Genomic DNA, 24,144 nt, shown 5'->3' on the forward strand with positions numbered 1-24,144 from the left:
ATACTCGTATTAATAAACATTATCAGGAGTATGATATTTTGCTGAGCATATCCTTTCAATTCTAGCTATCCCGTCAATATCCAGTAAAATATGAGAAAAATATAGGAAGTGTCTATGTCCAAGGAAGAGGAACACACAGCAACTATCAATACAAGTGATATTGAAGCAATTGTTGGCGGTTACCACGGAAACCCATTTGCAGTTTTGGGACCTCATGAATTAGAAGATCGTGGATTAGCAATTCGTGCTTTTGTGCCGCACGCAGAGGCCGTTACCGCGCATGTTTCTGGGCAAACCATTCCCCTCACCCGGTATCATTGGGATGGCTTTTTTGAAGCTGTTTTGCCAGACGGGGATTTGGATGTCGGCTATCAGCTTGAGATACAAACGCTTGTTGGCGGGAAATTGCTATACGAAGACCCTTACGCTTTTGGCAGTACGCTTTCTGACACAGATCGGTATTTGCTAGCCGAAGGCACCCATGAAAATGCGTATGATCATCTGGGGGCACATCTCATGACGGTTCGAGGCGTCATTGGGGTGCGCTTTCTGGTTTGGGCACCTAATGCCAGTCGGGTTAGCGTGGTAGGTAATTTTAACAATTGGGACGGCCGTCGCCATGTGATGCGTTTTCATCCAGGCAGTGGTCTTTGGGAAATCTTTGTGCCACATCTGGATCAGGGTGAATTATACAAATACGAAATTAAAACCAACTACAAAGATTACACCGTTGCCAAAGCTGATCCTTTTGCCTTTGCCAGCCAAATGCGGCCAGATACCGCCTCGGTTGTCTGGAATATCAACACTTACAGTTGGCAGGATAGCAACTGGATGGCAAACCGCAGTCGGTATAATGCACTTGATGGCCCAATTTCCATTTACGAGCTGCATTTAGGCTCCTGGAAGTTAAAAGATGGCTGGGAGTGGCTTACCTACCAAGATTTGATCGATGAACTTATCCCCTACGTCAAAGAGATGGGATATACACACATCGAATTATTACCCGTGGCTGAACATCCATTTGATGGTTCTTGGGGATACCAGGTAACTGGCTACTTTGCACCAACCAGCCGCTTTGGTACGCCAGATGCGTTCATGGCTTTTGTAGATGCGTGTCATCAGGCCGAAATTGGTGTCATTTTGGATTGGGTGCCTGCCCATTTCCCAATGGATCAACACGGGCTGGGCTTCTTTGACGGCACGCATCTGTACGAACACGAAGACCCACGACTGGGGGCACATCCAGATTGGGGCACGTATATTTTTAATTACGGCCGTAACGAAGTCCGCCAATTTCTCGTCAGCAACGCCCTGTTTTGGCTTGATAAGTACCATATTGATGGCCTCCGCGTAGATGCTGTTGCCTCCATGCTGTACCTTGACTTCTCCCGTGAGGATGGTGAATGGCTGCCAAACCGATACGGTGGCCGGGAAAACATCGACGCGCTTCAATTCTTACGCGAATTCAACGACCGTGTTCATGCCCGCTTCCCCCATACTCTTACCATTGCCGAAGAATCAACATCCTGGCCCGGTGTCACCCACCCCACCGCCGACAATCCTCAAAATCTGGGTTTTGATCTCAAATGGAATATGGGCTGGATGCACGATACGTTGCGCTATTTCAAAAATGATCCCGTTTACCGCGCTTACCACCAAGGCTCACTTACTTTCTCTATGCTTTACGCTTTCAGCGAAAAATTCGCCCTGCCCCTCTCCCACGATGAAGTGGTTCATTTGAAGAAGAGCTTGCTAGACAAAATGCCTGGCGACCTATGGCAAAAGTTTGCCAATTTGCGCCTGCTCTATGCGTATCAATGGGCACATCCCGGTAAAAAATTACTTTTCATGGGTGGAGATATTGGTCAATGGCAAGAGTGGAGCGAAGCACGCAGCCTGGACTGGTATCTTTTGGAGCACAAAGAACACCAGGGTCTGCACGATTTTGTGAAAGCACTGAACCACCTTTACATCGCCGAACCAGCTCTATACGAAGAGGATAACAGTTGGGAGGGATTTCAATGGCTTGATTTTCGGGATGCCCAGCGCAGCATTCTCTCCTTTTTGCGGTTTGCCCCGAGTAAAAATGAGGCAATGCTGGTGGGTCTAAACTTTACGCCAGTAGTGAGAGACAATTACCGTTTAGGGGTGCCACAACCGGGCATTTATCGGGAATTACTCAACAGCGATGCTGAACAATTTGCTGGCAGCAACGTCATTAACGAAGGGGACTATCTTGCCGAAGAAATTCCCTGGCATGATCAGCCCTACTCTATTGTAATCACCCTGCCCCCACTCGGCAGTGTCTTCTTAAAAAAGGTAAGAGACTGATACCAGAGGTGGGTTCTATGAAGCCGGAACAAGACGCGTTTGGGCAAGGGGTTTACGATTTTCATCAGGAAGGCTGCGCGGCGTTCAGGACGCCCGGCTACTTTCAGTTACCCAGGTTATTTGAATATTTGATGGTTTCACCAGAGGAAATGGCGGACATTGTGGCAGGAACAGGCTGGCAGATTGCCAAAATTGTGCCGCGAGAAGATGGTGTAGACTATACGGCCGTAATCGAAAAAATCCGCCCATAAATAGTTGCAAACCTGCTTGTTTATGTTATCATTCTCCCGCTCTCACGCCTCTACAGTTTTCGTGAAAGCATAAAAACATCACACTGCTTTCACACGTATTGCAAAACTATTTTGTGCAAAAATCGCACAACGGAGGTTTTTACTTTGGCTAACATTCAATCTGCGAAAAAACGGATACGGCAAACGCAAAAGCGTACTGCGCACAACCGCACTTACATTTCAGCTGCACGTACCTACGTTAAACGTGCCCGCCAGCAAATTGCTGATGGCAAGCTAGACGAAGCGCAAGCAACGGCTAACATGGCATACAAGACGCTAGACAAAGCAGCCAGGAAGAAGGTACTGCATCCGCGCAATGCCGCCCGCCGTAAGGGCCGCCTGATGGCAGCTCTAGAAAAAGCTCGTCAAGAAAGCTAATTTCAATCGCACTACCAAATTAAAACGAGAACGCCACCCAAACCGGTGGCGTTTTTGCTTTGGCTTATCTTTGAAATGTGTGCGAATTGTCTTTATGTGACAGCGGAACCATCTACCGCACGCGACAAGACTCGTCCGCGTATTTCTGTGAGCCTGAGTGATGTCCACACAGGTGCTTGTTATTTTGTCTGGCTGTTGGAGATGGTTAGGATATAGCCTTTCCCGCGTATGGTTTTAAGATATTGCGGTTTGGCCGGGTCTTGTTCGATCTGCTCTCGTACCCACCGAATGTGCACATCCAGGGTACGCGTATCGCCAATATAGTCTGTGTTCCACACATGTTGCATCAGAGCACGCCGTGTAAGTAGTCGATGCGGATGCCGCATAAATTGCTCCAAAAGGAGTACCAATTTCGGGGTCAATCGGGTTTCTCCTTTGCCCGCATCTACTGATTTCTTGGAGAGGTAAAGCGAAATATGCCCATATCTCACAATCTCTTCAATAGCGTGATCGATAGGCAGCAAATCTTTGACGCGGTTTAGCAACTTTCGGGGAGTGAATGGCTGCTCAAGATACACGTCCGCCTCGGCCTCAGAATATTGTGGCTCGCCAGCTGCGCGCACATGAATAATGGGAAGTTCATGATGGTTTTTCTTTAGCCGCCGACACGTGCGCACGCCGTTGGTGCGCATACTGGCTGCATTGAAAATGACAAGGTGGGGAGAAAACGTTTTAAGGGTGTTGATTGCAGCAGACCCAGTGTGACACAATTTGATAGTGTGACCAGCTTTTTCCAAGGCCGGCACGGCCGTATTTTGCCCGGCACGCTTCCCCTCCACTAACAAGATAACGGCCTTTTGCATAAAGATACCTCTACGAGTCAATCTACTTTGTGGCCACCACAAATAAGCGAATGGATGTGGTGGTTGACTTTTGAGAATCGCCCCTAAAAAAAGAAATTTACTGCTGAACGACTACTATAGTTTGCGGCAGCTTGATGTTCAATTGACAGAAAATTTTAACATTCGTGAAGACGTCATTATAAGCGGAAAATGAGTGTGCGCAAGGGAAAAACGGCCGTTTCCGTAATTTGACACTTAATTGCCACGAGACTATAATTTCGGCTCATTGGCGGGCATGGTGAAACGGTATCACAAATGCTTCCCAAGCATTTAGTCCGGGTTCGATTCCCGGTGCCCGCTTTATAATTTTTGAGTAAAAGAGGTCAGTAAGGTGGCCTCTTTTGCGTTTTAGGTAGTGGATTCAGGAACGGCCGTTTGCGCCACAAACACCCTCGGCCTTCTCAAATGATCCACCACGGGCTGCATCTTTGTGTAGCCACCACTTTTTTGCAATAGCCGCTGTACAATGACCTCTTGTCCTGCGCCAAATTCAAACGCCAACAGGCCATCTGGTCGTAAAAACGTGAGCGTATCGCGTACCAACCGCCGGAAAATGTTAATGCCATACGGCCCAGCGTCTAAGGCAACAATTGGTTCATGATCAATAATCTCTGCTGACATTTTTTCTAGCGAGCCAGAGGGAATGTAGGGCGGATTGCAAACCACAATGTCCACCTGATTTTCTAAACCAAGATTTGCCAGCGGGGCAAACAGATCGCCACAGCAGACCGTGACGCGCTCTTGCAGTGCATATTGCGCCACATGTGTTTGGGCGGCAGCAGTCGCTTCTGGGCTGATGTCCAGGGCGTAAACGCGGCTGTGGGGTAGCTCCAATGCAAGAGATACGGCAATGTTGCCGCTGCCGGTGCCAACATCCACAATAGTGAGGGTTTCCTGGTTGAGCGTTGTCGCATGGTTCAGCACGGTTTGCACTAGCAGCTCTGTTTCGGCACGGGGGATGAGGGTATCAGGGGTGCAGGTGAACGGCCGTCCCATAAAAATCGTCTGCTGCAAAATGTACTCCAGCGGCATACCCTGTTGGCGTTGAGTCACAATTTCTTCCAAGCTAAGCTGGGGCATAATGTTAGCTGGGGAACGTCCGTCTAATGCCCGCAACGCCCCGCCAGACAAAATATCACACAAATGCAGCGTTTCCTGCAGCGGGTCAGCCAATCCAGCCTCGGTAAATCGTTGGTGGAGTTGATGAATAAATTCAAACATGATTATTTGCCTTCAAACGCGGAACAGAGTCATATAGACAGAAATACAATCCGCGACAATCTGTGAAATCCGTGGCTGATCAATTTTACAGTTCGTCAAACAAACCTAGCGGCGGCGTGCGTAAATAGTTCGTCGTCCGTTGCTTGCGCTGCAAATCAGCATAAACACGATTGATCTGCTCAGGCTGCAAATCGAGTTCACGAGCCACCACATCGGCTGGAATGTCATGAGTGAGGCCATACCAAATCAAATCCATCAGCTCAAACGGCAGGCGGAAGAAAAACTCCTCTTGGGTGCTGGCCGCGCTGTAAGTGTCGGAAGTAGGTGGGCGGGTGCGAATGGCTTCAGGAATGTCGAGGTATTCGGCCAGTTGGTACACCTGCGTTTTGTACAGATGCCCAATTGGCTGCACGTCCATCGCACTATCACCGTACTTCACAAAAAAGCCCTGATCGTGCTCATTTTTTTGTGGTGTGCCAATGACGGCAAAGTCGCGCAGTTCAGCATGATAGTAAAGCATGGCGGCACGACTGCGCTGCTTAAAGTTGGTGGCAGCCACTATTTGGCGTAGCTGAGACGGCCGTAATCGTTCACTCCTCGCTTCCCCCTCAGGAGACACAATGGTGAGGCGGTAAAAGTTTAGCTTGTCACTGTCCAGCAGATCGGTGGGCAGCGTGATTTTGAGCCTGTAGCTGCTGTCGTATTCGGGGAATATCTCTTTAACGGCCGTATCGCGACGGCGATAGCTGCCAAAGCCATAGAGCGGTTCTGAGATGTCTTCAACCAATGGTGACACGCCAAATTGGTGGCACACTTCACGCCCCAGCAGCAAGCTCTCCGGGCTGGATTCCTTCTCAGGCAGCAGCAAGGTCACCAAACGATTGGGGGCCAACGCCCGCACGGCCAAGGCCAGCACCACGGCCGAATCAACACCACCACTAACGCCTAGCACCCCACCCTTTCTTTTGAGTACGTGAAAAATATCGTTATGTAGACGCTCTACAATGCGCTCAACTTCCTGCGCCGGGTCTAAATCTAAAATATTTCGGTGAAACTCTGCTGTTTTTGTAATCATGCAACAACTCCAATAGGGTCTGTTTGTTCCTGGTTAGCGAGGCCACGCCGGATGACTTTTTGATGGGCGGCTAAATCATGGGAAACGGCCGTTCCCCAACCGGATACAAAGTGGTGATGAACTAATTGGGTAGACAAGATGCCTGCCAAGGCCATTTCATCCACTTCGCTTAGGCTACCCATGCGAGCCTGTTTTTTCTGCAAAGATTGCACGGCCAGCGGATTAAAGATATTTACTTCGGCTACTTTTTGAGGTGAAAGCATCTCGGCTACCCAGTCCAACGGGCGTCCCTCCGGGAAAAAGCTATGATGGATGGGGGCGCGATACGGCCGTTTCTGCCGCTGCCAAATTTCCGCTGGCAGCAAGTCGCGTACAGCCTGCTTGAGGATATGCTTTTCGTTCAAACCACGGAGCTTATAGTCTGGCGGTAGCTGGTTGCTAAATTCAATTACGCGATGATCCAGAAAGGGAAAGCGTCCTTCGATGCTATGCGCCATCGCCATACGATCCCCTTGGGAAGAGAGTAAATATTCAGCCATCAAGAGGCTAATTTCTAAATACTGCGCCTGGGCCAATGGCGTCCAGCGACTAAAATGAGTGGGCAGCGGCAGATTCGGTGACTGACTCTTTACACCAACAGCCGCTTGCACCTCTGGCGAAAACAGCCGTCTATGCCGCGCCCCATTCCGCCAGCGTAGCAAATGAGAATAGCCCGGTTCTGCGGTGTCTGTCAGGCGGTGGCTGAAGAATTTAGCCAAATAGGCTGGATTGTCTAAGTTTGAGACATAGCTGTACAGTTTTTTGAGGAGAAGCGGCCGTATTTCAGAGTTTGGTTCACGCGCCCAAAAGCGGCGAATAAGTGCTTCCTTGAAAATGTTGTAGCCACCCAAAAATTCATCAGCCCCCTCACCGGTTAACACAACCTTAATGCCGCTCTGTGCCACCCGCTGCGACAGCAAAAACAGCGGCACGGGCGAGGTGCGCAAAATGGGGGTTTCCGTATGCCAAATCACATCTGGGAAGGCGCGCCCCACGTCGGCATGGGTGCAGGTCAGTACGTGATGTTGCGTTCCCAAATGAGCCGCCACCTGCTGCTGGAAGCTGCTTTCATCAAAGTCGGTGTCGGTGAAGGCAATTGAAAACGTCTCCAACCGCTGACCAATATCGTGGTAAAGCAGCGCAGCGATGGTCGATGAGTCCAATCCGCCGCTTAAATAGGCACCCACCGGTACGTCCGCCCGCAGCCGAAGCTGTGTGGCTTCTGTGAGCAAGTGGCGCAGCTGCGCCGCCGCCTCTGGCAAAGAGTGCCCCCCCTCACCTTTGCCTACCGGGAATTCAGGCTGCCAATAAGGTTCAACAACACTTTGCCCTTGCTTCACCATCATAAAATGGCCCGGCGGCAATGTTTTAATGCCTTCAAAAACGGTGTGCGGCGACAGCGGACTCCAATAAGTGAAAATTTGGTCCAGCGTGTTCACGTCCAGCTTAGGAGCCTGAGGCAGAGCAGCTAAGATTGCTTTCATCTCAGACGCAAAAATAAGCTCATTTTGGCTGATGGTGTAGAAAAACGGCCGAATCCCCACCCGATCCCGCGCTATAAACAACGAATGTTCCAACTCATCCCAAATGGCAAAGGCAAATTGCCCGTTTAGATATTCCACACAGGCAGCACCGTAGGTTTCGTACAGGTGTAGAATCACTTCTGTGTCGCTGTCTGTAGCAAATTGATGGTCAGCTGCAAGCTCGGCTCGCAGCTCGCGGTAGTTGAAGATTTCGCCGTTGAAGCTGATCCAGAGCGAGCCATCTTCGTTGCAAAGCGGCTGCTGCCCTCCTCCCAGATCGATGATGCTCAACCGCGCATGGCCCAGGCCAACGCTGCTGTTGCTATTCCTAAACAAGTACAAACCAGATTCATCTGGGCCGCGATGGTGCAGCGTGGCGACCATGCCGCGCAGCGTTTCTTCACAAACTGGCTCTGGCAAGCCCAAAGGATGAATACCAACAATACCGCACATCTACTGTAGCTCCTTCTTGGCAATCTTGCCGTTGCCCGATTTTGGCAGCGTGCTGCGGAATTCAATGTGCTGCGGCACCATGAAATCTTCCAAATGTTGACGGCAGTGTCGCAGCACGTCTCTCTCGGTAAGTGTGTCGTCATTCTGTACCACAAACGCTTTGATGGCCTCGCCCAAAACTGGATCAGGCACGCCGATAACGGCCGTTTCCACCACCCCGCTCAAGCCGCTCAACACATTTTCAATCTCTTTGGGGGCTACCTTTTCGCCCCGGCTCTTGATGATGTCATCTTTTCGTCCGACAAAGTAAAAGAAGCCTTCACTGTCTACACGAAACAGATCGCCACTGTAACAAAGCCGTTCTCCGAGGACTGCTCCAAGTCGAAAACGTTCTGCGGTTGCTTCAGGTCGTTCCCAGTAGCCACGCATCACGTGGCTGCCACGAATGACCAGTTCACCAATCTCGTCGGGACCAAGCCGGTTGCCCGCCTCATCCTCCACCCACGCCTCAGTGCCAGGAATGGGAATGCCCACTGAGCCAGGCCGAATGGCAAGCTGCTCCGGTGGTAAATAGAGCGTCCGCTTTGTTTCCGTCAGGCCGTACATAGAATATAGCGTCGCTTGTGGAAATTTCTCCTGTAAGGCGGTGATATGGCTGGGAGATAGGGCTGCGGCCGTATTGGTGAGGTAGCGCAAACTGGAAAAATCGTATGAACTTAAGTCCAGCTGGAGCAAAATAGCGGCGATGGTGGGTACCAGCGGAAAACCAGTCACTTTCTCAGCCACAATCCGCTTGAAAATCTGAGCCGGATAAGCAAATGAACGCTCTAAAACGAGCGTGCCGCCAAATTTAAAGGTCATCAATAATTGGTAAAGACCATAATCAAAAGAGAGCGGCAGCACGTTTAGCACAATGTCATCCGGCTGGTTTTGCAGGTAGTGAATGATGGAGGAAGCCGCAAAGACCACGTTGCTATGCGCCGACATTACGCCTTTTGGCTCGCCCGTGCTGCCAGAGGTGTAAATGAGGCAGGCTAAATCTTGATCGATTGTTTGGCAACACGGCCGTTCTGCCAAAAAGGTCTCTTGAATCTCGGCAAAGTTGTGGCATCCGTCTGGCACGTTGTCTCCCACAATCACAACGGTTTTCAGGCTAGGGATTGATTGTTGAAGCGTAACGGCCGTTTTTACCTGCTGCTGCCACGTAATCAACCCAGCTGCTCGGCAATCTTGAGCCATAAAGTGGAGTTTGTCTGCCTTGGTGGAGTGATTGACAGGCACAAACACGGCGTTTGCCTTGAGTGTGGCAAAAATACCTACCACCATCTCCACAGAATTTGGCAAAAAGAGCAAAATACGGTCGCCGCGCCCTACCCCATTGGCTACCAACGCTTGAGCCAACCGATTAGCCATCGCCTCAATTTGGGCGTAGGTGAGCCGCTGTTCGCCGCAAACCAACGCCGTTTTTTCTGGCGTTTTGGCGGCACTCTCTTCTAAAAAAGCGTTTACTAACTTCATAGGTTTACCGTTTTAGGAAGCTACCAGCTCACTTTTGCGCGCAATGTACCCGGCTAATTTATTGACAGAATCAAAGTTCTCTGGCTCGATTTCATTGTCACCAACGGCGATGCCAAATGTCTCTTCAACAAACATCACCAGTTCCAGCGTGCCGGTAGAATCCACCACCCCTTCATCTAAAAAAGAGGTGTCGTCAGACAAGTCGAAGCCATCAGGATTAAATAAAAAGTTCTCCGCAATAAAATCTCTAATTTGTTGTTTCACGGGCATGTTATACGTTCCTTTTGTAATGATTTTTGAAGAATTTGACCGACCTGGTGCACAGCTGGCATTTGCATGAGTGCCAGATGTCCGTTGGCCTGAATGACTTGGGTTTCCAGTTGATGAACCAACTTCCCCCAACCGTAATCTGGATAAGGGGAGCGAATTTCTTTACGGCCGTATCCCAACAGGCAGCGCAGCAACAGCACCGATCCAGCGTATGGCTTGGGTAAATAAGCGCGCACCGCTCTGTCGTACAGGTAGAACAGGGTACGAGCGCGAGGCTCAGTCAGGCTGGATGGGTCCATATCCTGCAAAATGGCGTTGGCAGTTGCTGACTCATGGTTTGCCGCCCGACGGTTTAGCTTGTTTTGCAGACGTTCCCACTTTTGCTGTCTGGGCATCTGCCAAAATCGCAGGGCACGACGGCCGTATCGCTTCAACCACATTCGCAAGCCCAGCACGCTAAAAAACGTTGCCCGGCTCCAACAATCTCGCCCAAACAAATAGATCGCCTCTTCACGATCCGCAGATACATGCATCGGCTTGGCCAAAAAATGGCAAAGCTGCCACCAGTATGCCCAGGCTGGGTTCGGTGCAGGCATGTCAATAATCGCCAGGGTATCCACTGCCTGCCCCTGCTGCTGAAGCTGCTGGGCTACCTCGTAAGCCAAAATGCCCCCGGCTGAATAGCCAGCTAAATGGTATGGCCCCTCTGACTGCACAGACTGAATCGCCTGCAAATAATATTGAGCCAGCTCTGGCACGTTTGCGGCTGGGAGATTGTCTACATCCAACGAAGGCATCTCAAAAGTGTAAACGGGCTGTTGCGGCGACAAATTTTGCGCCAGTCGCTGCATGGCCAGCGTATTGCCCGCTGCCCCCGGCACCAAGAAAAGTGGCGTCAGTGCCGGGTCGCCGGTCTGAATCTGAAAAACTGCTTCGGCGTGTGCCGCCTTGTCAATTTGTTGAGCCAACTGGGCAATGGTGCGATGAGAAATCAGCGTAGAAAGGGGTAAATAATGGCCCGTTTCCGCTTCTAAACGGCTCAAAAAAGCCATTGCTTGCCAAGAGCCACCGCCAAGCGCAAAAAAGTCATCCTCAACGCCAATGGGCGAGCGGGCAAGTAATTCTTGCCAAATATGTTGCAAAACGCCTTCGGTGAGCGTGGATGGAGGAACAAATTGGGGCTGAACGGCCGTGCTCAGCCCCACTTCTTCCTCCTCCGGCCACGGCAAGGCCAACTGGCTGATCGTCTGCTGCGGATTGCTCAGTGCGGCACTGATCAATGCCTGTAAACTGCGTTGGGCATGCGTCATTTGTGCCTCACTGAAAACATCCTCATGCAAATCGAGGTATAGCTGGTAGCTGTTGTCGTCTTCCAGATGGTGGACGTGCAGTGCCACAGATTCACTGCTGCTATTGTGGTGAACAATTTCATGGGTCACGGGCTGACCATTAAAAGTGAGAGACGGCCGTTGCACAAAGGTAAACATCGTCTCCAGGGCCATATCGACGGCCGTTTGGCTAGCACCGTAGCGATAATGCAGCAGCAGGGGCTTCATGACCTCAGCTACCTTTTGCATCAGCGTGGGGATTGTTTCCTTTTGGTCAATGGTGACGACCACCGGGCACAGCTCCATGAGTACGCCCACCGTTTGCCGATTCACCTGCGTCGCCCGATTGTGTACCGTTGTGACCAAACCAAGTTTGGTTTGGCGGGTCAGCTGGTGCAGCAAGCCAAAAAAGAGCGCAGCCGTCAGGCAAAATTGGCGAAACTCCGTCGTGACGGAACCGAGATCAACCGCCTCGGCGGCGGCGATGAGCTGGGCTGTGGTTTCGCTACCCAAATTTTGCGTCCAGCGACTGCTGTTTTGGGTGATTTTGTGGTGAGAACGGCCGTAAAAAGTCAGTGGCTCTGGTTTTTCGGCAACCATCTCCTGCCAAAATGCACGGGAGGCCGCCGCCCGGCTGCTTTGCTGCTGTCGCTGCAAACTGGCGGCATACCGGGCAAAGGTGGGCTTTTTGGCCAGTGGCTGTGGGGTACCCAGTTGCAATGCCTCATAATGCGCCAAAACGGCACTGGCAATCAGGAAAAACGAAGAGGCATCGGTGATAAGGTGATGTTGGTTGAGAAACCACACAAAGTGGGATTCGGTCAATTTAAGCAAGGCGGTGTTGTAGAGGCGATGTTCGGGGGTAAACGGCCGTTTCACCTCCGCTCCTTGCCACTGTTTCGCCGCTGCAATCGGGTCTGGCTCCTGTGATAAATCTACAAAACGTAGCTGTGCTGGTGGTTCTGGCAATATTTGCTGCTGAACACGCTCATCCGTTTTGATGAAGACGGTTCGCAAAGCGTCATATTCACACACAGTGACGTCAAACGCTTGGGCAAACAGATCTGGACAGAGCGAGGTGTGAAACGTGAAGGAAAAAGCGTTATTGAAGTGAGTGGCAGACGGCCGTAGCTGGTGGCCAATCCAGTAAAGACGCTGTAAATCAGTTAAATTGAACTCCGCAATCGTGTCGGACGTTACTGCTGTACCCGCTTGCATTTCAACCCCATGAACGACTTTGGGGGCCTTAAAAAAGAATTGCTGCCCCCAAAACAGCACGACGAATCGAATAGGAAAAAAGTCCCGTCATGCAGTTTTCATAATCATACGGTTGGCAAGCTTACAAAAATGATGACACCCTAAGATGAGGTGAGCTTTGTCATTGATTTGAGGTGATCAATGTCATATGTTCGTTACGAGTGGTAGGAGACGGCCGTTTTTCACCACGCCGTCCACCAGATTGCCGCCAAACTGGTAGGCCAACTGCCGATAATCAGTACAGTTGAGCAGCAGTAAATCGGCCTGCTTGCCTGGGTCTAGCGAGCCAACTGTGTCTGCTAGACCTACCCCAAAGGCGGCGTTGATCGTCGCTGCATTCATTGCCTCAGCGGGCAGCAACTGCTGGTAGCGGGTGGCAATGGCCATCACCAAGGGCTGCGAAGGGCAAGGTGCAGAGCCAGGATTTATATCTGTAGACAGGGCAATCGCTGCCCCGGCATCAATCAAGGCGCGAGCATCGGCAAACTCATGGCTACCCAAATTAAAGTTCACCGCAGGCAGCACAATCCCCACCACATCTGAATCTGCCAACTTTGCCACATCTTCCGGCGTGGTCACATCCAGATGGTCTACAGAGGTGGCACCTAGCTCAACCGCCAGCCCTACCCCGCCCAGCGGTGTGAATTCATCGGCGTGGATTTTGGGCAACAAACCGTGCACCAATCCAGCTTCCAGCACCCGACGGGATTGCGCCAAATCGAACGCATTTTGTTCGCAAAAGACATCGCAAAAGAAGGGGCGACCCGCCTCTGCAAAATGGCTGCTGCGATACCAATCAGCAGCAGCCGGAATCATCTCATTCGTGACCCACTCAACATATGCATCGGAACGGCCGTTAAATTCGGGCGGGACAGCATGAGCAGGCATAAACGTCGGCACCAGATCAATTGGCTGGGCCAAATCGAGGGCGGCAATCGCTTGCAGCATCTTCAGCTCGCTATCCAAATCAAGGCCGTAGCCCGTTTTGACTTCTACCGTGGTGGTTCCCAGGCGCAACATTTGGGCCAGCCGAGGCAACGTGGCCTCCACCAATTCAACCACTGAGGCCTGCCGCGTGGCGCGCATGGTGCTCACGATGCCGCCGCCCGCCGCCATGATTTCCAGATACGTCGCCCCGCGAATGCGCTGCTCAAATTCGCCAATGCGCTCCCCGGCATAGACCACGTGCGTGTGGGGGTCTACAAAGCCGGGGCAGATAACTTTGCCGCTGGCATCAATTGTTTGAGGGGCTGAGTATTGTTGTCGGATGCTTTCTGTGGGGCCAATGCTAAGGATACGGCCGTCCTTTACAACCACCGCCCCATCCGCAATCATCCCCACGTCCTGCATTGCCTCGCCACGTTTTGGCATGATGCTGGCACACGTCACCACTTGCGCTGCGCTGTGAATGAGTAAATCTGCTTTAATCATCATGACAATACCCAAGATAGTTGTGAATTTGTCATGCTGAACGGAGTGAAGCATCCCTAGCAAGTTGAATGGGATTCTTCATTTCGCTGCGCTTCATTCAGAATGACAGTCGAAAGAGGTTACAAACAAAATTAATCCAGCATGGGGATTTTGACGCCGCGCTCCCGGGCCACTGCGACGGCGCGTTCATAGCCAGCGTCCACGTGGCGCACGACGCCCATGCCAGGATCAACCGTCAGGACGCGTTCCAGGCGAGCGGCCGCTTCTGGCGTGCCGTCGGCCACAATTGCTTGCCCAGCGTGCAGGCTATAGCCAATGCCCACCCCGCCGCCGTGGTGGTAGCTTACCCAGGTTGCGCCACTTATGGCGTTGATCAGCGCATTCAAAATCGGCCAGTCGGCAATCGCATCAGAACCATCTTTCATGCCTTCGGTCTCCCGGTTGGGGCTGGCTACCGAGCCAGAATCCAAATGGTCCCGGCCAATCACAATTGGAGCACCCACCTTGCCACTGGCAACCAGTTCGTTGAACTTCAATCCTGCTTTGGCTCGCTCACCGTAGCCCAGCCAGCAAATACGGGCGGGCAAGCCCTGAAATTCTACCTGCTCCTGAGCCATCTTAATCCAGCGAGCTAGATGCTTGTCTTCAGGAAACAGTTCCAAAATGGCTTCATCCGTGGCGTAGATGTCGTTGGGATCGCCAGAGAGAGCCACCCAGCGGAATGGCCCTTTGCCTTCGCAGAAAAGCGGCCGTATGTACGCCGGTACAAAGCCAGGATAATCAAACGCATTCTCCAGCCCGTTGTTGTACGCTTGCTGCCGGATGTTATTGCCGTAATCAAACACAATGCTGCCTTGCTTTTGCCAATCGAGCATAGCCTGCACGTGTTGGGTCATCGAGTCAATGCTGCGTCTTTGGTATTCATCGGGATCGTTTTGTCGCAAAACGGCCGCTTCCTCCATAGAAAGCCCCGCTGGAATATAGCCATACAAAGGATCGTGTGCCGACGTCTGGTCTGTAACCATGTCTGGCACCACGCCCCGTGTTACAAGTTCTGGCAAAACTTCTGCCGCGTTAGCCACAAGGCAAATCGACTTAGGTATTTCTTGCTTGACTGCCTCTTCCACCCAAGTCATCGCCTCTTCTAAATTGTCGGTAATTACATCTACTTGGCGTAAGCTGAGGCGACGCTCTGCCCGCCATTGATCCACTTCTACAAAGAGCCCAACGCCCTCGTTCATTGTCACCGCCAGCGGCTGCGCCCCGCCCATCTCGCCTAACCCAGCGGTGAGTACCCATTTGCCTTTAAGGGATGACCAGCCAGCCTTGTGGGCAGCGGCGGCAAATGTTTCAAACGTCCCCTGCAAGATGCCCTGCGTACCGATATAAATCCAGCTTCCTGCCGTCATTTGACCATACATCATCAACCCTTCATTTTCCCACTTGTCAAAATTGGCCTGGGTTGCCCAGTGCGGTACGATGTTGGAGTTGGCGATAAGCACACGCGGCGCGTCTGTGTGGGTGCGAAAGACGGCGACGGGCTTGCCGCTTTGCACCAGCAAGGTTTCGTCTGGCTCTAGCTGGCGCAAGGATGCCAGAATGGCGTCGAAGGCCTGCCAGTTGCGGGCCGCTTTGCCACGACCGCCGTACACAATCAGGTTTTCCGGATCGCCAGCCACTAACGGATCAAGGTTGTTTTGCAACATGCGGTATGGGGCTTCGATGAGCCAGTTTTTGCAGGTTAGCTGGGTGCCGCGTGGGGCATGAATGGTGCGGGTCATGGTATCTCCTTAATTTGCCACAGAGGGCACAGAGAAAAAAAGAGAGTAGTTAGTTAATTCTCTGTGAATCTCTGCACATCCTCCGTGTCACTCTGTGTTCCTCGTATCAGATTTTGGCGTGCAGGTAAAAGTTATCGGCGCGGTAAGCTGCCTGAAACAGCACAGCGGGAATGGTTTGCTCGTTTTGGCTGGTGTATGAGAGGCGGTCTACCTGGAAAGCAATTGTGTCTACGGCCGTTTCCAACAATGTCGCCTGTTCTGGAGTTAACGGCCGTCGCGCCACCACATGCACCACCTTCACCAGTGGAATCTGGAACTTTTGCGTTAGCAGCCAATGGATCGATTGGTTCTCTAAATCATCGGTGGCCAAACCAGGGCAAAGGGATTCGGCAAAGTAGCGATGTTCGTGCGCGACCAGTTCGCCATCGGCCAGCCGCAGCCGCTCAATGTGGCGCACCGGCTCGCCTACGTCAATTTCCAGCCGCGCTGCCAATGCTGTATCTGCCAATAGCCGTTCATTTTGCAGCAGTTGGGTTGTTGGCGTTCGTCCCTGACGGTGCATCTCCTCGTTAAAGCTCATGAGGCTGAAATGGTTGGTGGTGTGAACGGCCGTTTTCACAAACGTCCCTAGCCCCTGCTGGCTCTCCACCAATCCCTCATTGAGCAAAACAGCCAGTGCTTTGCGCACTGTGCCCCGGCTAACACCAAACGTTTGCATAAGCCGCCCTTCCGTAGGCAGCTGGTCATTTTGGCGAAAATCACCAATGGTGATTTTGTGCCGCAGCTGGGCCGCAACCTGAAAATATTTGGGCAAATGGGAGGTGGTCAACATACGGATATTGTACACTTGTCTATATAACTGTACAACTGTATGATTGCACCAATGATTTATTTGGTCTTTGTTTGAGACACTGATTCACACAGATGACACTGGTTTTGATCAAAATCTGTGAAAATCAGCGTTCATCAGTGTCCAACTTTTGGGAAATAAAATGGAACCGCTAATTATTTCTGGACGAGAGTTAAAAATTGATGACGTGGTGGACGTGGCCCGCCGGGGGCGGCAGGTGGAATTGGATACGGCCGTCCTCCCTGCTGTCAATCGCTCACGTAAGGCAGTAGAAAAACTGGTGCGCGAGGGGCATATTGCGTATGGCATTACCACCGGATTCGGCCGTTTCAAAGACAAATTCATCAGTGCCGATGAAAGTTTACAGCTTCAGCTCAATTTGGTGCGCTCCCACGCGGCTGGCACTGGCCCTGCCCTGCCAGAGGAACAGGTGCGGGCTATGCTGCTGGCCCGCGCCAACACGCTCGCCCAAGGCTACTCTGGTGTTCGCCCCATTGTCATCCAGCGACTGCTAGACATGCTCAACGCTGGCATTCACCCGCGCGTGCCAGCCCAGGGCTCGCTGGGGGCCAGCGGCGATTTAGCACCATTGGCCCACCTAACCTTGCCCCTCATTGGCGAAGGGGAAGCGTTTTACAATGGGGCTTTGATGCTAGGCGGTGAAGCGATGGCTGCCGCCCGCCTGGAACCACTTGTGCTAGAAGCAAAAGAGGGGTTGGCACTTCTCAACGGCACGGCCTTTATGGTTGGTCTGGGGGCATTGGTGGTGCGCCGAGCCATCAATTTGGCCCTTACGGCCGATATTGCCGCTGCCCTCACCTTAGAAGCTCTGCGCGGCACCGACCGCGCCTATGATGATCGCGTTCACCAACTACGGCCGCATCCCAGACAAATTGAATGTGCCACTTTTTTGCGCCAGGTTTTGGCCGGGAGCCAGCTTTTGCGCCCCAAAAGCTCTAAAAATGTGCAAGACCCCTACACGCTACGCTGCGTGCCGCAGGTTCACGGTGCCGTGCGCGATTCGGTGGCCTATGCCCAATGGGTGCTGGAAATTGAGCTAAATTCGGTCAATGATAATCCGCTTATTTTTGTAGATGAGGTGGATGAGACACAGATTGAGGTGGTTTCGGCAGGCAATTTTCATGGGGAGCCTATTGCCTTGGCCATGGATTACCTGAAGCTGGCATTAACGGAAATTGGCAACATGAGTGAGCGGCGCATTGCCCAACTGGTAGATGCCAACAGTAACGGGGGCGTGCTGCCGATGTTTTTAACGGAGCATGGCGGGCTGGAAAGTGGCTTCATGATTGCCCACTACTCGGCAGCGGCGTTGGCTTCAGAAAACAAGGTGCTGGCACATCCGGCCAGTGCCGACACCATTCCCAGCAGTGCCAATATTGAAGATCATGTGAGCATGGGGGCAACGGCCGTTCGCCAGGCCGAGATGATCATGACCCACACAGAGACCGTGGTTGCCATTGAGCTGCTTGCTGCGGCCCAAGGTGTTGATTTCCGGCGCAGCTATGGCGAGGGTTCGTTGGGCATTGGCACCAACGCAGCCTATGAACTTATTCGCCGCAACGTGCCTTTTTTGGACGAAGATTATTATATGGCACCCCTAATCGAAAAAGTACGCCATCTGGTTCATGAAGGGGACATTAAGCGGGCTGTGGAAGCCGTTGTTAATGGATAATCCTGGCCTCCGTTTGGTAGGAACGGCCGTATTTCACGTAATCCTTCGGTGCTTCTAACAACCGCAACCGCGCGGCTTCATCCAATTCACGTTTTACAACGGCGGGTACCCCAGCCACTAAAACATGGGGCGGAATGTGCCGATTTTCACCAACAACTGATCCTGCGGCCACTAAAGAGCCGGCTTCAACCACAACACCGCTTAACACGGTGGCGTTCATCCCTACCAACACGCCTTGGTGCAGGTGGCATCCTTCCAGCACTGCCCCATGCCCAATTGTCACATCTTCCTCGATGATAGTATGGTGACGGCCGTTTACATGAATTACCACATTGTCCTGCACGCTAGTCCGCGAGCCAATCGTAATACGGCCGCTATCGCCTCGAATGACCGCCCCAAACCAGATGCTGGCTTCCGCTTCAATCACCACATCGCCAATGATGGTGACATTGGGGGCAATGTAAGCAGTCGGATGAATTTGGGGACGCACCCCCTTGAATTCAATAATCATAGTTACTCCAATTGTCGATAGAAAAATTTTACTTGTTTTGGCTTGTTTCCTCAGGTAACATTCGACATTGATTTTACCGTTGACTATAGGGAAGAAGGAAGCTCATGAATTATTTGCTATTGGCAACAATCTTTTTGCAGGAAGCCGGAACCGATCCCGTTGGCGTTCCAGCCTGGGTGCCGATTGTAATTGGCGTTATTTTGCTGCTGCTGTTTGTTTGGGGGCTAAATCGCAACAACATCCCGCAAGGCCCAGCAGCTGAGGCAGAAGCAGATGATCATCATTCACCAGCACTGCACAGTGAGCCACATGGCGGCGATGTTCATCATGAAGAAACGACGATTACCGAATCTCCAGCTCCAACAGAAGAACTAGCACCTATGTTAGCAGCCAAAAGTGCGGCCGTTCCCGCAGTTGAAGTTGAACTCATCGAACCAGATGACCTCAAGAAAATCGAAGGCATCGGGCCAAAAATCGAAGGCGTTTTGCATGAAGCAGGTATTTTTACCTTTGTCGGTCTCGCTGCGGCAACCGTTGAGCATCTAGAAAAGATTGTGCGAGAAGATGCAGGTATCCGCGTTGCCTTCCCGGACACCTGGCCGGAACAGGCGCAGCTTGCCGCTGCAGGTGAATGGGAAAAACTGGAGGTACTCCAGGATGACCTCAAAGGTGGACGCCGCGCTTAGGTTTTGGCAGAAAACCCAATACAATTTTATGTCGAGTTTTCTTGACAAAGTTTTCTAGCTTGCTATAATCCCGACTCTATTGATGCGGGGTAGAGCAGAGGCAGCTCGTCGGGCTCATAACCCGGAGGTCGCAGGTTCGAATCCTGTCCCCGCTACTAATTCAAAAGCATTCCATTTGGGGTGCTTTTTTTGTGCCTATCGGGTGTTCTTAAATCGGCGTAAATTCCACGCTAATTTGCGAGTTCATCCATCTTCTTCGCTAAATCGACATCCCAACTGCTAACTGCATTGCCTAAATCATGCGTCACTAGAGCAACGGAGACGCGGCTATATACATTTGTCCACTCTGGATGATGATCCATTTTGTCTGCTTCCATGCCAACAGCAACCATCCAGCCCAACGCCTGAGCAAAGGAGGCAAATTTGAACTGCTTGGTCAATTTGCCTTCGTGCAGTTGCCAACCGGGCAAGGTTAATAAGGCATCTTGTATTTCTTCATCAGTCAATTTTCTTCGCGCCATTTTTTCTCCTACAAGACCTTGCAGTGAAGACTACAAAAGTCTTATTCTCTATGGAATCAACATCATTTGACCCCAGACTTTTGTAGTCTGGTTAGGGCGAATGTGAAAGTCCTATCCTAAAAAAGCTGTTGTATCAGCCAAGCTCCAATTGCAGTGCTTATACCGCCAACGGTTAGCCCGAACAGTGCGCCCAACACGGCCGCTTTGCTATCGCTCATTAATTTTTGGGGTACGGCCATAATTGGCAAATCCTCCGCCCCCAAAATGACCATTTCTACCAGGGTACGCGCATTGAGTTTACTGGCAATACGGCCGTCTACCTCACTAAAAACCGCCAGCAAAATGCCTAACACAGCCAAGCAGAGCGGCAAGGCAATTAACCCGCTCGCGCCAGAAGCGGCCGTTCCCACAATAACGCCCACAATCACCGCCGGGGCCAAAAAGGGAAATGCGCCTTGTTGCAACATTTCGGCCGGGGCCTCAACTGCTTCAACAAGCATCGCCTTCACACCTCGGCTGGTTAAGCCGCCCCCAGCACCAATGAGTGCCATGAGCAACATCGGTGCCAAAGCGCCAGTAATCATTCCCAGCACAACGCCAGCCACCGCGCCACCCATAAAGCTGCTAAACAAAGTCAGTAAACCGCCGAGCAACGCGCTGGCTAAAATGAGCTCTTTGCGCTGAAAGTAAGTGCCTAAATACCCTGCCACAATCGCACCCAGCGGCATAACCACCCAAGCTCCCCAATCGTGCCAGCGAACCAAGCCCAGGACAAAGCCAGAAATCAGCCCCACGCTGGCACCCAAAATTGCCCCAATCAACAAGGACCCCATGAGTAAAAAAATGTTCGTGCGCCAGGAATCTCCCTCATCTGACTGCGCCCGGGTGATGCCCCCCACAACCGCCCCAACGATGATGCCCCGTAGTAAGCCAAACAGCGTGCCGTCGAGCAAATTGGTTACGTTACCGCCTAGCCAATAGCCAAATCCGCCCACAATCAAACCAATAAACCCGCCGGCCAACAATCCGCTCATCAAAACGTAGTTGTGCTTGAGCACACGTTCATAGGCACCAAAGATGGCAAGCATAACGGCCGTGACAATGACAGTAACGGCCGTTCGCTCAACAAGCCCGCCCACCATGCCCAAGCCCATGCCAATTGCCACCATAAACAAGATGACTAGCCAAACCGGACGGCGCAATTTCAGTTCATCAGACACCATCTATGCAATATCCAAAACCCAAATGGGCAACCGCTGCTGCGTTGGCTCAAAGCCAAAACGTTGATATAGCTTCTGTGAATTGCCATTTTCAATCTGCGTATTAAGCGAAACCGTATACAAACCACGGCGGTAATAATAAGTAAAAGCGTGTCTCAATAATGCTGTTCCAATCCCCAACCCTTGCTTTTTGGGATGAACCGTCAGCCGAACCAGATGGGCACCCGCTTCAGCCCTGGCACTAAGCTGATAGCCAACAACGTCACCATCCAGCAGAGCCACATCGAAACTTAGCGATTGTGAACGAGCCACGGCCAATGCTCTGGCACTTTGCCGCCAAATTGGTGCAAATGACACAGCCTCCAACGCCGCCAAAGCATCGTAATCAGTTGACTGCACCTGCCGTATGGTCAATCCTGGCACATTTGGCAGTGCAGGCAATTCACGATCTTCCTTTATGTAAGTTTCTATCTCGCTACCACGACAAAAGCCCCACTCAGGCAGCCATTCAGAGGGCCACGTTTCAACCGGCAGCCAGGCTAGCTGCGTAACGCCTTGCTGACGCAATACAGGCAGCACGTTGAGCAACAGGTTGGCTAAGGTTTCTTTGGCATTCGTTGCTTTATGGATGGCGACCGTACGCACCCAAGCGGCTGGCAATGGGTCTGGCGTGGCAATGAGGCAAGCATCAATGTCAGACCCTGTCTGAAACAGCTTCGCCGCCAGGCTATTTTGTTTGGTTGCTTGTTTGGGCAGCACCAAAAAACCTGGCGAGCCAATCCAGTCGCCAGGTAAATACCAATCAACATGGAGGTGGGTGTAAACGGCCGTTTTCAACAAGTGCAAAACCGCCTCAGCATCACTTTTTTTAGCTTGTCGTATGCCTTCAATACGCGCTTGGTCAGGCAACCAAAGGTTTGCTAATTCCATAACGCTATTGTACACTACATAATCATTTTTTCTGATAAGCTGAACTTATTCCATATTATCCTCTTTTCATTTTGTACCGTTGTCATATTTGGGGCGAGTTCAGCAGAAAAAACTTAGGAAACACATGGGCAGTAAGCCAAAAGACAGAACCCTTGAAACCACAATAGCAAGCCTAACCAAACGATTTGGCGAAGGTGCCATTATGCGTTTAGGCGAGGCCCGACACCTGCAGGTAGAAACAATTCCTACCGGTGCCCTTGCCTTGGATATTGCATTGGGCGTTGGCGGCGTGCCGCGTGGCCGCGTCATCGAAATCTATGGGCCAGAATCATCTGGTAAGACAACAGTTTGTCAACATATCATCGCAGAGGCGCAGCAGCGCGGGGGGATATGTGCCTTTATCGACATGGAACATGCGCTAGACCCCGTCTACGCTGAACGTTGTGGTGTCGATGTGGACAATTTGTATGTCTCGCAGCCAGATACCGGTGAGCAAGCATTAGAAATTGCAGAAGCACTCATTCGCTCTGGCACCATGGATGTGGTTGTGGTGGATTCTGTAGCAGCATTGGTTCCCCGAGCCGAAATTGAAGGCGAGATGGGGGATGCACACGTAGGGTTGCAAGCGCGCTTAATGTCGCAAGCATTGCGTAAATTGTCTGGCGTTATTAAGCAAACAAATACCGTTGTTATTTTTACAAATCAGCTTCGCTCAAAAATCGGCGTCATGTTTGGTAGCCCGGAAACCACTAGCGGAGGCAATGCACTGAAGTTTTATGCATCAGTTCGCATTGATATTCGCCGCATTCAGGCTATCAAAGTTGGTTCTGATGTTGTGGGAAACCGTACCAGAGTGAAAATTAAGAAGAACAAGGTTGCACCTCCGTTTACCGATGCTGAATTTGACATTATGTACAATGAAGGTATTTCTAAAACTGGCTGTATTGTTGATCTGGGTGTGGAGTATGAGGTCCTCACCAAGCGCGGTGCGTTCTTCCGTTATGGAGAAACGCTGCTAGGGCAAGGACGCGAAAACTCTAAACAGTTTTTGCAGGAAAACCCAGAAATTTATGCTGAATTAGAGATGCTCATTCGTCAGAAGGCCGGCTTGCCTCTCATGGAACCACTGTCTGAAAGTTAACCTCGACGGTTGGTTTTGTCTGTTTCCAAGTTTATTTTAATTGAATAGTTGCAAATCACAGAAAATATCTTGAATCGAAGTATGGTTTTTCTGTGGTTGACTGGCAATTTCGGCAACTCCCTGGTTTTCGTTGGCTATGGGTAAGATTACGGCATTAACACGACAAAAACGAAATCCCAACCGCATCAATGTGTTCATTGATGGGGCCTTCGCTTTTGGTCTGGCAGAGATTACGGCCGCTTACCTACGCATTGGCCAAACGTTATCTTCCAGTGAAATTGACAAGCTACAGGGTGCTGACCAGGTAGAAAAAGCCAAAGATGTAGCCATCCGGTATATTGAATATCGCCCCCGCAGCATGGCCGAAACGCGCCGCCATCTAATCAAAAAAGAGTATCCAGAACCAGTTGTTGCACAAGTTCTGGAACGACTAGAAGCGGTTGAACTGTTGAATGATGCCGCTTTTGCCCGCTACTGGGTAGAACAGCGGGAAACATTTAAGCCGCGCAGCAAAATTGCCCTTCAGCAAGAGCTGCGCCAAAAGGGAATTGACCGTAGCCTCATCGATGAAGCTATTGCTGAAGTAGATGAATTCGCAGCTGCCAGACAAGCTGCCGAACCAAAAGCCCGCCGCTGGCACACGCTGCCAGAGCAGCAGTTTCGGCAAAAGGTGGGTGGCTTCTTACAGCGACGCGGCTTTGGCTACGATATTGTGAGAGAAATAACTGATGCGCTTTGGCAGGAATATCATGCTGACGAAGCGTAATTGTGGAAGCGGCAGAAACGGCCGCAACG

General features: G+C 51.5%; 21 protein-coding genes and 2 tRNA genes. 9 read left to right on the forward strand and 14 right to left on the reverse strand.

The window, feature by feature from the left end:
• Positions 1–114 precede the first annotated feature (114 nt).
• From glgB to rpsT, 3 genes are all read left to right on the forward strand, one after another.
• Positions 115–2,331, forward strand: coding sequence for a 1,4-alpha-glucan branching protein GlgB (glgB, locus tag ACOQPU_RS26785; RefSeq protein WP_420642888.1), 2,217 nt, complete (start codon positions 115–117; stop codon positions 2,329–2,331).
• A 17-nt stretch (positions 2,332–2,348) separates the two neighbouring features.
• A complete protein-coding gene (locus tag ACOQPU_RS26790; RefSeq protein ID WP_420642889.1) occupies positions 2,349–2,582 on the forward strand; it encodes a hypothetical protein in 234 nt (77 codons plus the stop codon).
• 144 nt (positions 2,583–2,726) lie between these two features.
• The gene (gene rpsT / locus ACOQPU_RS26795; RefSeq protein WP_420642890.1) at positions 2,727–2,999 is read left to right on the forward strand and encodes a 30S ribosomal protein S20; all 273 of its coding nucleotides are present in this window, start codon (positions 2,727–2,729) and stop codon (positions 2,997–2,999) included.
• A gap of 179 nt (positions 3,000–3,178) precedes the next feature.
• Here rpsT and ACOQPU_RS26800 read toward each other — a convergent pair whose 3' ends face one another.
• Complete coding sequence (locus ACOQPU_RS26800; RefSeq protein ID WP_420642891.1) at positions 3,179–3,862, reverse strand: response regulator transcription factor; 684 nt, start codon at positions 3,860–3,862, stop codon at positions 3,179–3,181.
• A gap of 268 nt (positions 3,863–4,130) precedes the next feature.
• Here ACOQPU_RS26800 and ACOQPU_RS26805 point away from each other — a divergent pair.
• Positions 4,131–4,201, forward strand: a tRNA-Gly gene (locus ACOQPU_RS26805).
• Positions 4,202–4,249: 48 nt separating this feature from the next.
• Here the strand turns inward: ACOQPU_RS26805 and prmC are convergent.
• From prmC to ACOQPU_RS26850, 9 genes are all read right to left on the reverse strand, one after another.
• Positions 4,250–5,122, reverse strand: coding sequence for a peptide chain release factor N(5)-glutamine methyltransferase (gene prmC / locus ACOQPU_RS26810; protein ID WP_420642892.1), 873 nt, complete (start codon positions 5,120–5,122; stop codon positions 4,250–4,252).
• Between the two features lie 85 nt (positions 5,123–5,207).
• Positions 5,208–6,197 carry an NAD(+) synthase gene (gene nadE, locus ACOQPU_RS26815; RefSeq protein ID WP_420642893.1) on the reverse strand — a complete coding sequence of 330 codons (990 nt, stop codon included), beginning with the start codon at positions 6,195–6,197 and terminating at the stop codon, positions 5,208–5,210.
• Positions 6,194–8,212: an asparagine synthase (glutamine-hydrolyzing) gene (gene asnB, locus ACOQPU_RS26820; RefSeq protein ID WP_420642894.1), complete on the reverse strand. Its 2,019-nt coding sequence runs from the start codon at positions 8,210–8,212 to the stop codon at positions 6,194–6,196. The genes nadE and asnB overlap by 4 nt, the downstream gene beginning before the upstream one ends.
• The gene (locus tag ACOQPU_RS26825) at positions 8,213–9,730 is read right to left on the reverse strand and encodes a class I adenylate-forming enzyme family protein (protein WP_420642895.1); all 1,518 of its coding nucleotides are present in this window, start codon (positions 9,728–9,730) and stop codon (positions 8,213–8,215) included. It lies immediately after the preceding gene.
• A gap of 12 nt (positions 9,731–9,742) precedes the next feature.
• Positions 9,743–10,000 carry an acyl carrier protein gene (locus tag ACOQPU_RS26830; RefSeq protein ID WP_420642896.1) on the reverse strand — a complete coding sequence of 86 codons (258 nt, stop codon included), beginning with the start codon at positions 9,998–10,000 and terminating at the stop codon, positions 9,743–9,745.
• On the reverse strand, positions 9,991–12,546 hold the full coding sequence (locus ACOQPU_RS26835; RefSeq protein WP_420642897.1) for a condensation domain-containing protein: 2,556 nt from the start codon (positions 12,544–12,546) through the stop codon (positions 9,991–9,993). The genes ACOQPU_RS26830 and ACOQPU_RS26835 overlap by 10 nt, the downstream gene beginning before the upstream one ends.
• Positions 12,547–12,729: 183 nt before the next feature.
• Positions 12,730–14,019, reverse strand: coding sequence for an imidazolonepropionase (gene hutI / locus ACOQPU_RS26840; protein ID WP_420642898.1), 1,290 nt, complete (start codon positions 14,017–14,019; stop codon positions 12,730–12,732).
• Between the two features lie 128 nt (positions 14,020–14,147).
• Entirely contained in the window at positions 14,148–15,797 is a 1,650-nt protein-coding gene (gene hutU, locus ACOQPU_RS26845; RefSeq protein WP_420642899.1) for a urocanate hydratase, read from the reverse strand.
• Between the two features lie 106 nt (positions 15,798–15,903).
• Positions 15,904–16,629, reverse strand: a complete 726-nt coding sequence (locus ACOQPU_RS26850; RefSeq protein WP_420642900.1) for a GntR family transcriptional regulator — start codon at positions 16,627–16,629, stop codon at positions 15,904–15,906.
• A 160-nt stretch (positions 16,630–16,789) separates the two neighbouring features.
• Between ACOQPU_RS26850 and hutH the strand changes: the two genes are divergently transcribed.
• Positions 16,790–18,340: a histidine ammonia-lyase gene (gene hutH / locus ACOQPU_RS26855; protein WP_420642901.1), complete on the forward strand. Its 1,551-nt coding sequence runs from the start codon at positions 16,790–16,792 to the stop codon at positions 18,338–18,340.
• On the opposite strand, the gene ACOQPU_RS26860 is transcribed toward hutH, so the two are convergent.
• Positions 18,330–18,851, reverse strand: a complete 522-nt coding sequence (locus tag ACOQPU_RS26860; RefSeq protein ID WP_420642902.1) for a gamma carbonic anhydrase family protein — start codon at positions 18,849–18,851, stop codon at positions 18,330–18,332. The genes hutH and ACOQPU_RS26860 overlap by 11 nt on opposite strands.
• Positions 18,852–18,955: 104 nt before the next feature.
• On the opposite strand from ACOQPU_RS26860, the gene ACOQPU_RS26865 reads away from it, so the two are divergent.
• Complete coding sequence (locus tag ACOQPU_RS26865; protein WP_420642903.1) at positions 18,956–19,537, forward strand: helix-hairpin-helix domain-containing protein; 582 nt, start codon at positions 18,956–18,958, stop codon at positions 19,535–19,537.
• A gap of 83 nt (positions 19,538–19,620) precedes the next feature.
• Positions 19,621–19,692: transfer RNA gene (locus tag ACOQPU_RS26870), tRNA-Met, on the forward strand.
• A 75-nt stretch (positions 19,693–19,767) separates the two neighbouring features.
• On the opposite strand, the gene ACOQPU_RS26875 is transcribed toward ACOQPU_RS26870, so the two are convergent.
• From ACOQPU_RS26875 to ACOQPU_RS26885, 3 genes are all read right to left on the reverse strand, one after another.
• A complete protein-coding gene (locus ACOQPU_RS26875; protein WP_420642904.1) occupies positions 19,768–20,058 on the reverse strand; it encodes a 4a-hydroxytetrahydrobiopterin dehydratase in 291 nt (96 codons plus the stop codon).
• Positions 20,059–20,174: 116 nt separating this feature from the next.
• On the reverse strand, positions 20,175–21,281 hold the full coding sequence (locus tag ACOQPU_RS26880; RefSeq protein WP_420642905.1) for a hypothetical protein: 1,107 nt from the start codon (positions 21,279–21,281) through the stop codon (positions 20,175–20,177).
• Positions 21,282–22,208, reverse strand: a complete 927-nt coding sequence (locus ACOQPU_RS26885) for a GNAT family N-acetyltransferase (RefSeq protein WP_420642906.1) — start codon at positions 22,206–22,208, stop codon at positions 21,282–21,284. It abuts the gene before it with no gap.
• Between the two features lie 124 nt (positions 22,209–22,332).
• On the opposite strand from ACOQPU_RS26885, the gene recA reads away from it, so the two are divergent.
• Positions 22,333–23,349, forward strand: a complete 1,017-nt coding sequence (gene recA / locus ACOQPU_RS26890) for a recombinase RecA (protein WP_420642907.1) — start codon at positions 22,333–22,335, stop codon at positions 23,347–23,349.
• Positions 23,350–23,485: 136 nt separating this feature from the next.
• Positions 23,486–24,115 (forward strand): regulatory protein RecX, encoded by a 630-nt coding sequence (locus ACOQPU_RS26895; protein ID WP_420642908.1) that lies wholly within the window; start codon positions 23,486–23,488, stop codon positions 24,113–24,115.
• Positions 24,116–24,144 lie beyond the last annotated feature (29 nt).

Origin of the sequence: Candidatus Leptofilum sp. (assembly GCF_965223285.1) — a bacterium.
Lineage (GTDB): Bacteria > Chloroflexota > Anaerolineae > Promineifilales > Promineifilaceae > Leptofilum.

Bases quoted from the DNA above. Each gene is read 5' to 3' on its own strand.
- glgB (WP_420642888.1), top strand. From the start codon at position 115: ATGTCCAAGGAAGAGGAACACACAGCAACTATCAATACAAGTGATATT.
- ACOQPU_RS26790 (WP_420642889.1), top strand. From the start codon at position 2,349: ATGAAGCCGGAACAAGACGCGTTTGGGCAAGGGGTTTACGATTTTCAT.
- ACOQPU_RS26800 (WP_420642891.1), bottom strand. From the start codon at position 3,862: ATGCAAAAGGCCGTTATCTTGTTAGTGGAGGGGAAGCGTGCCGGGCAA.
- prmC (WP_420642892.1), bottom strand. From the start codon at position 5,122: ATGTTTGAATTTATTCATCAACTCCACCAACGATTTACCGAGGCTGGA.
- nadE (WP_420642893.1), bottom strand. From the start codon at position 6,197: ATGATTACAAAAACAGCAGAGTTTCACCGAAATATTTTAGATTTAGAC.
- asnB (WP_420642894.1), bottom strand. From the start codon at position 8,212: ATGTGCGGTATTGTTGGTATTCATCCTTTGGGCTTGCCAGAGCCAGTT.
- ACOQPU_RS26825 (WP_420642895.1), bottom strand. From the start codon at position 9,730: ATGAAGTTAGTAAACGCTTTTTTAGAAGAGAGTGCCGCCAAAACGCCA.
- ACOQPU_RS26830 (WP_420642896.1), bottom strand. From the start codon at position 10,000: ATGCCCGTGAAACAACAAATTAGAGATTTTATTGCGGAGAACTTTTTA.
- ACOQPU_RS26835 (WP_420642897.1), bottom strand. From the start codon at position 12,546: ATGCAAGCGGGTACAGCAGTAACGTCCGACACGATTGCGGAGTTCAAT.
- hutI (WP_420642898.1), bottom strand. From the start codon at position 14,019: ATGATGATTAAAGCAGATTTACTCATTCACAGCGCAGCGCAAGTGGTG.
- hutU (WP_420642899.1), bottom strand. From the start codon at position 15,797: ATGACCCGCACCATTCATGCCCCACGCGGCACCCAGCTAACCTGCAAA.
- ACOQPU_RS26850 (WP_420642900.1), bottom strand. From the start codon at position 16,629: ATGTTGACCACCTCCCATTTGCCCAAATATTTTCAGGTTGCGGCCCAG.
- hutH (WP_420642901.1), top strand. From the start codon at position 16,790: ATGGAACCGCTAATTATTTCTGGACGAGAGTTAAAAATTGATGACGTG.
- ACOQPU_RS26860 (WP_420642902.1), bottom strand. From the start codon at position 18,851: ATGATTATTGAATTCAAGGGGGTGCGTCCCCAAATTCATCCGACTGCT.
- ACOQPU_RS26865 (WP_420642903.1), top strand. From the start codon at position 18,956: ATGAATTATTTGCTATTGGCAACAATCTTTTTGCAGGAAGCCGGAACC.
- ACOQPU_RS26875 (WP_420642904.1), bottom strand. From the start codon at position 20,058: ATGGCGCGAAGAAAATTGACTGATGAAGAAATACAAGATGCCTTATTA.
- ACOQPU_RS26880 (WP_420642905.1), bottom strand. From the start codon at position 21,281: ATGGTGTCTGATGAACTGAAATTGCGCCGTCCGGTTTGGCTAGTCATC.
- ACOQPU_RS26885 (WP_420642906.1), bottom strand. From the start codon at position 22,208: ATGGAATTAGCAAACCTTTGGTTGCCTGACCAAGCGCGTATTGAAGGC.
- recA (WP_420642907.1), top strand. From the start codon at position 22,333: ATGGGCAGTAAGCCAAAAGACAGAACCCTTGAAACCACAATAGCAAGC.
- ACOQPU_RS26895 (WP_420642908.1), top strand. From the start codon at position 23,486: ATGGGTAAGATTACGGCATTAACACGACAAAAACGAAATCCCAACCGC.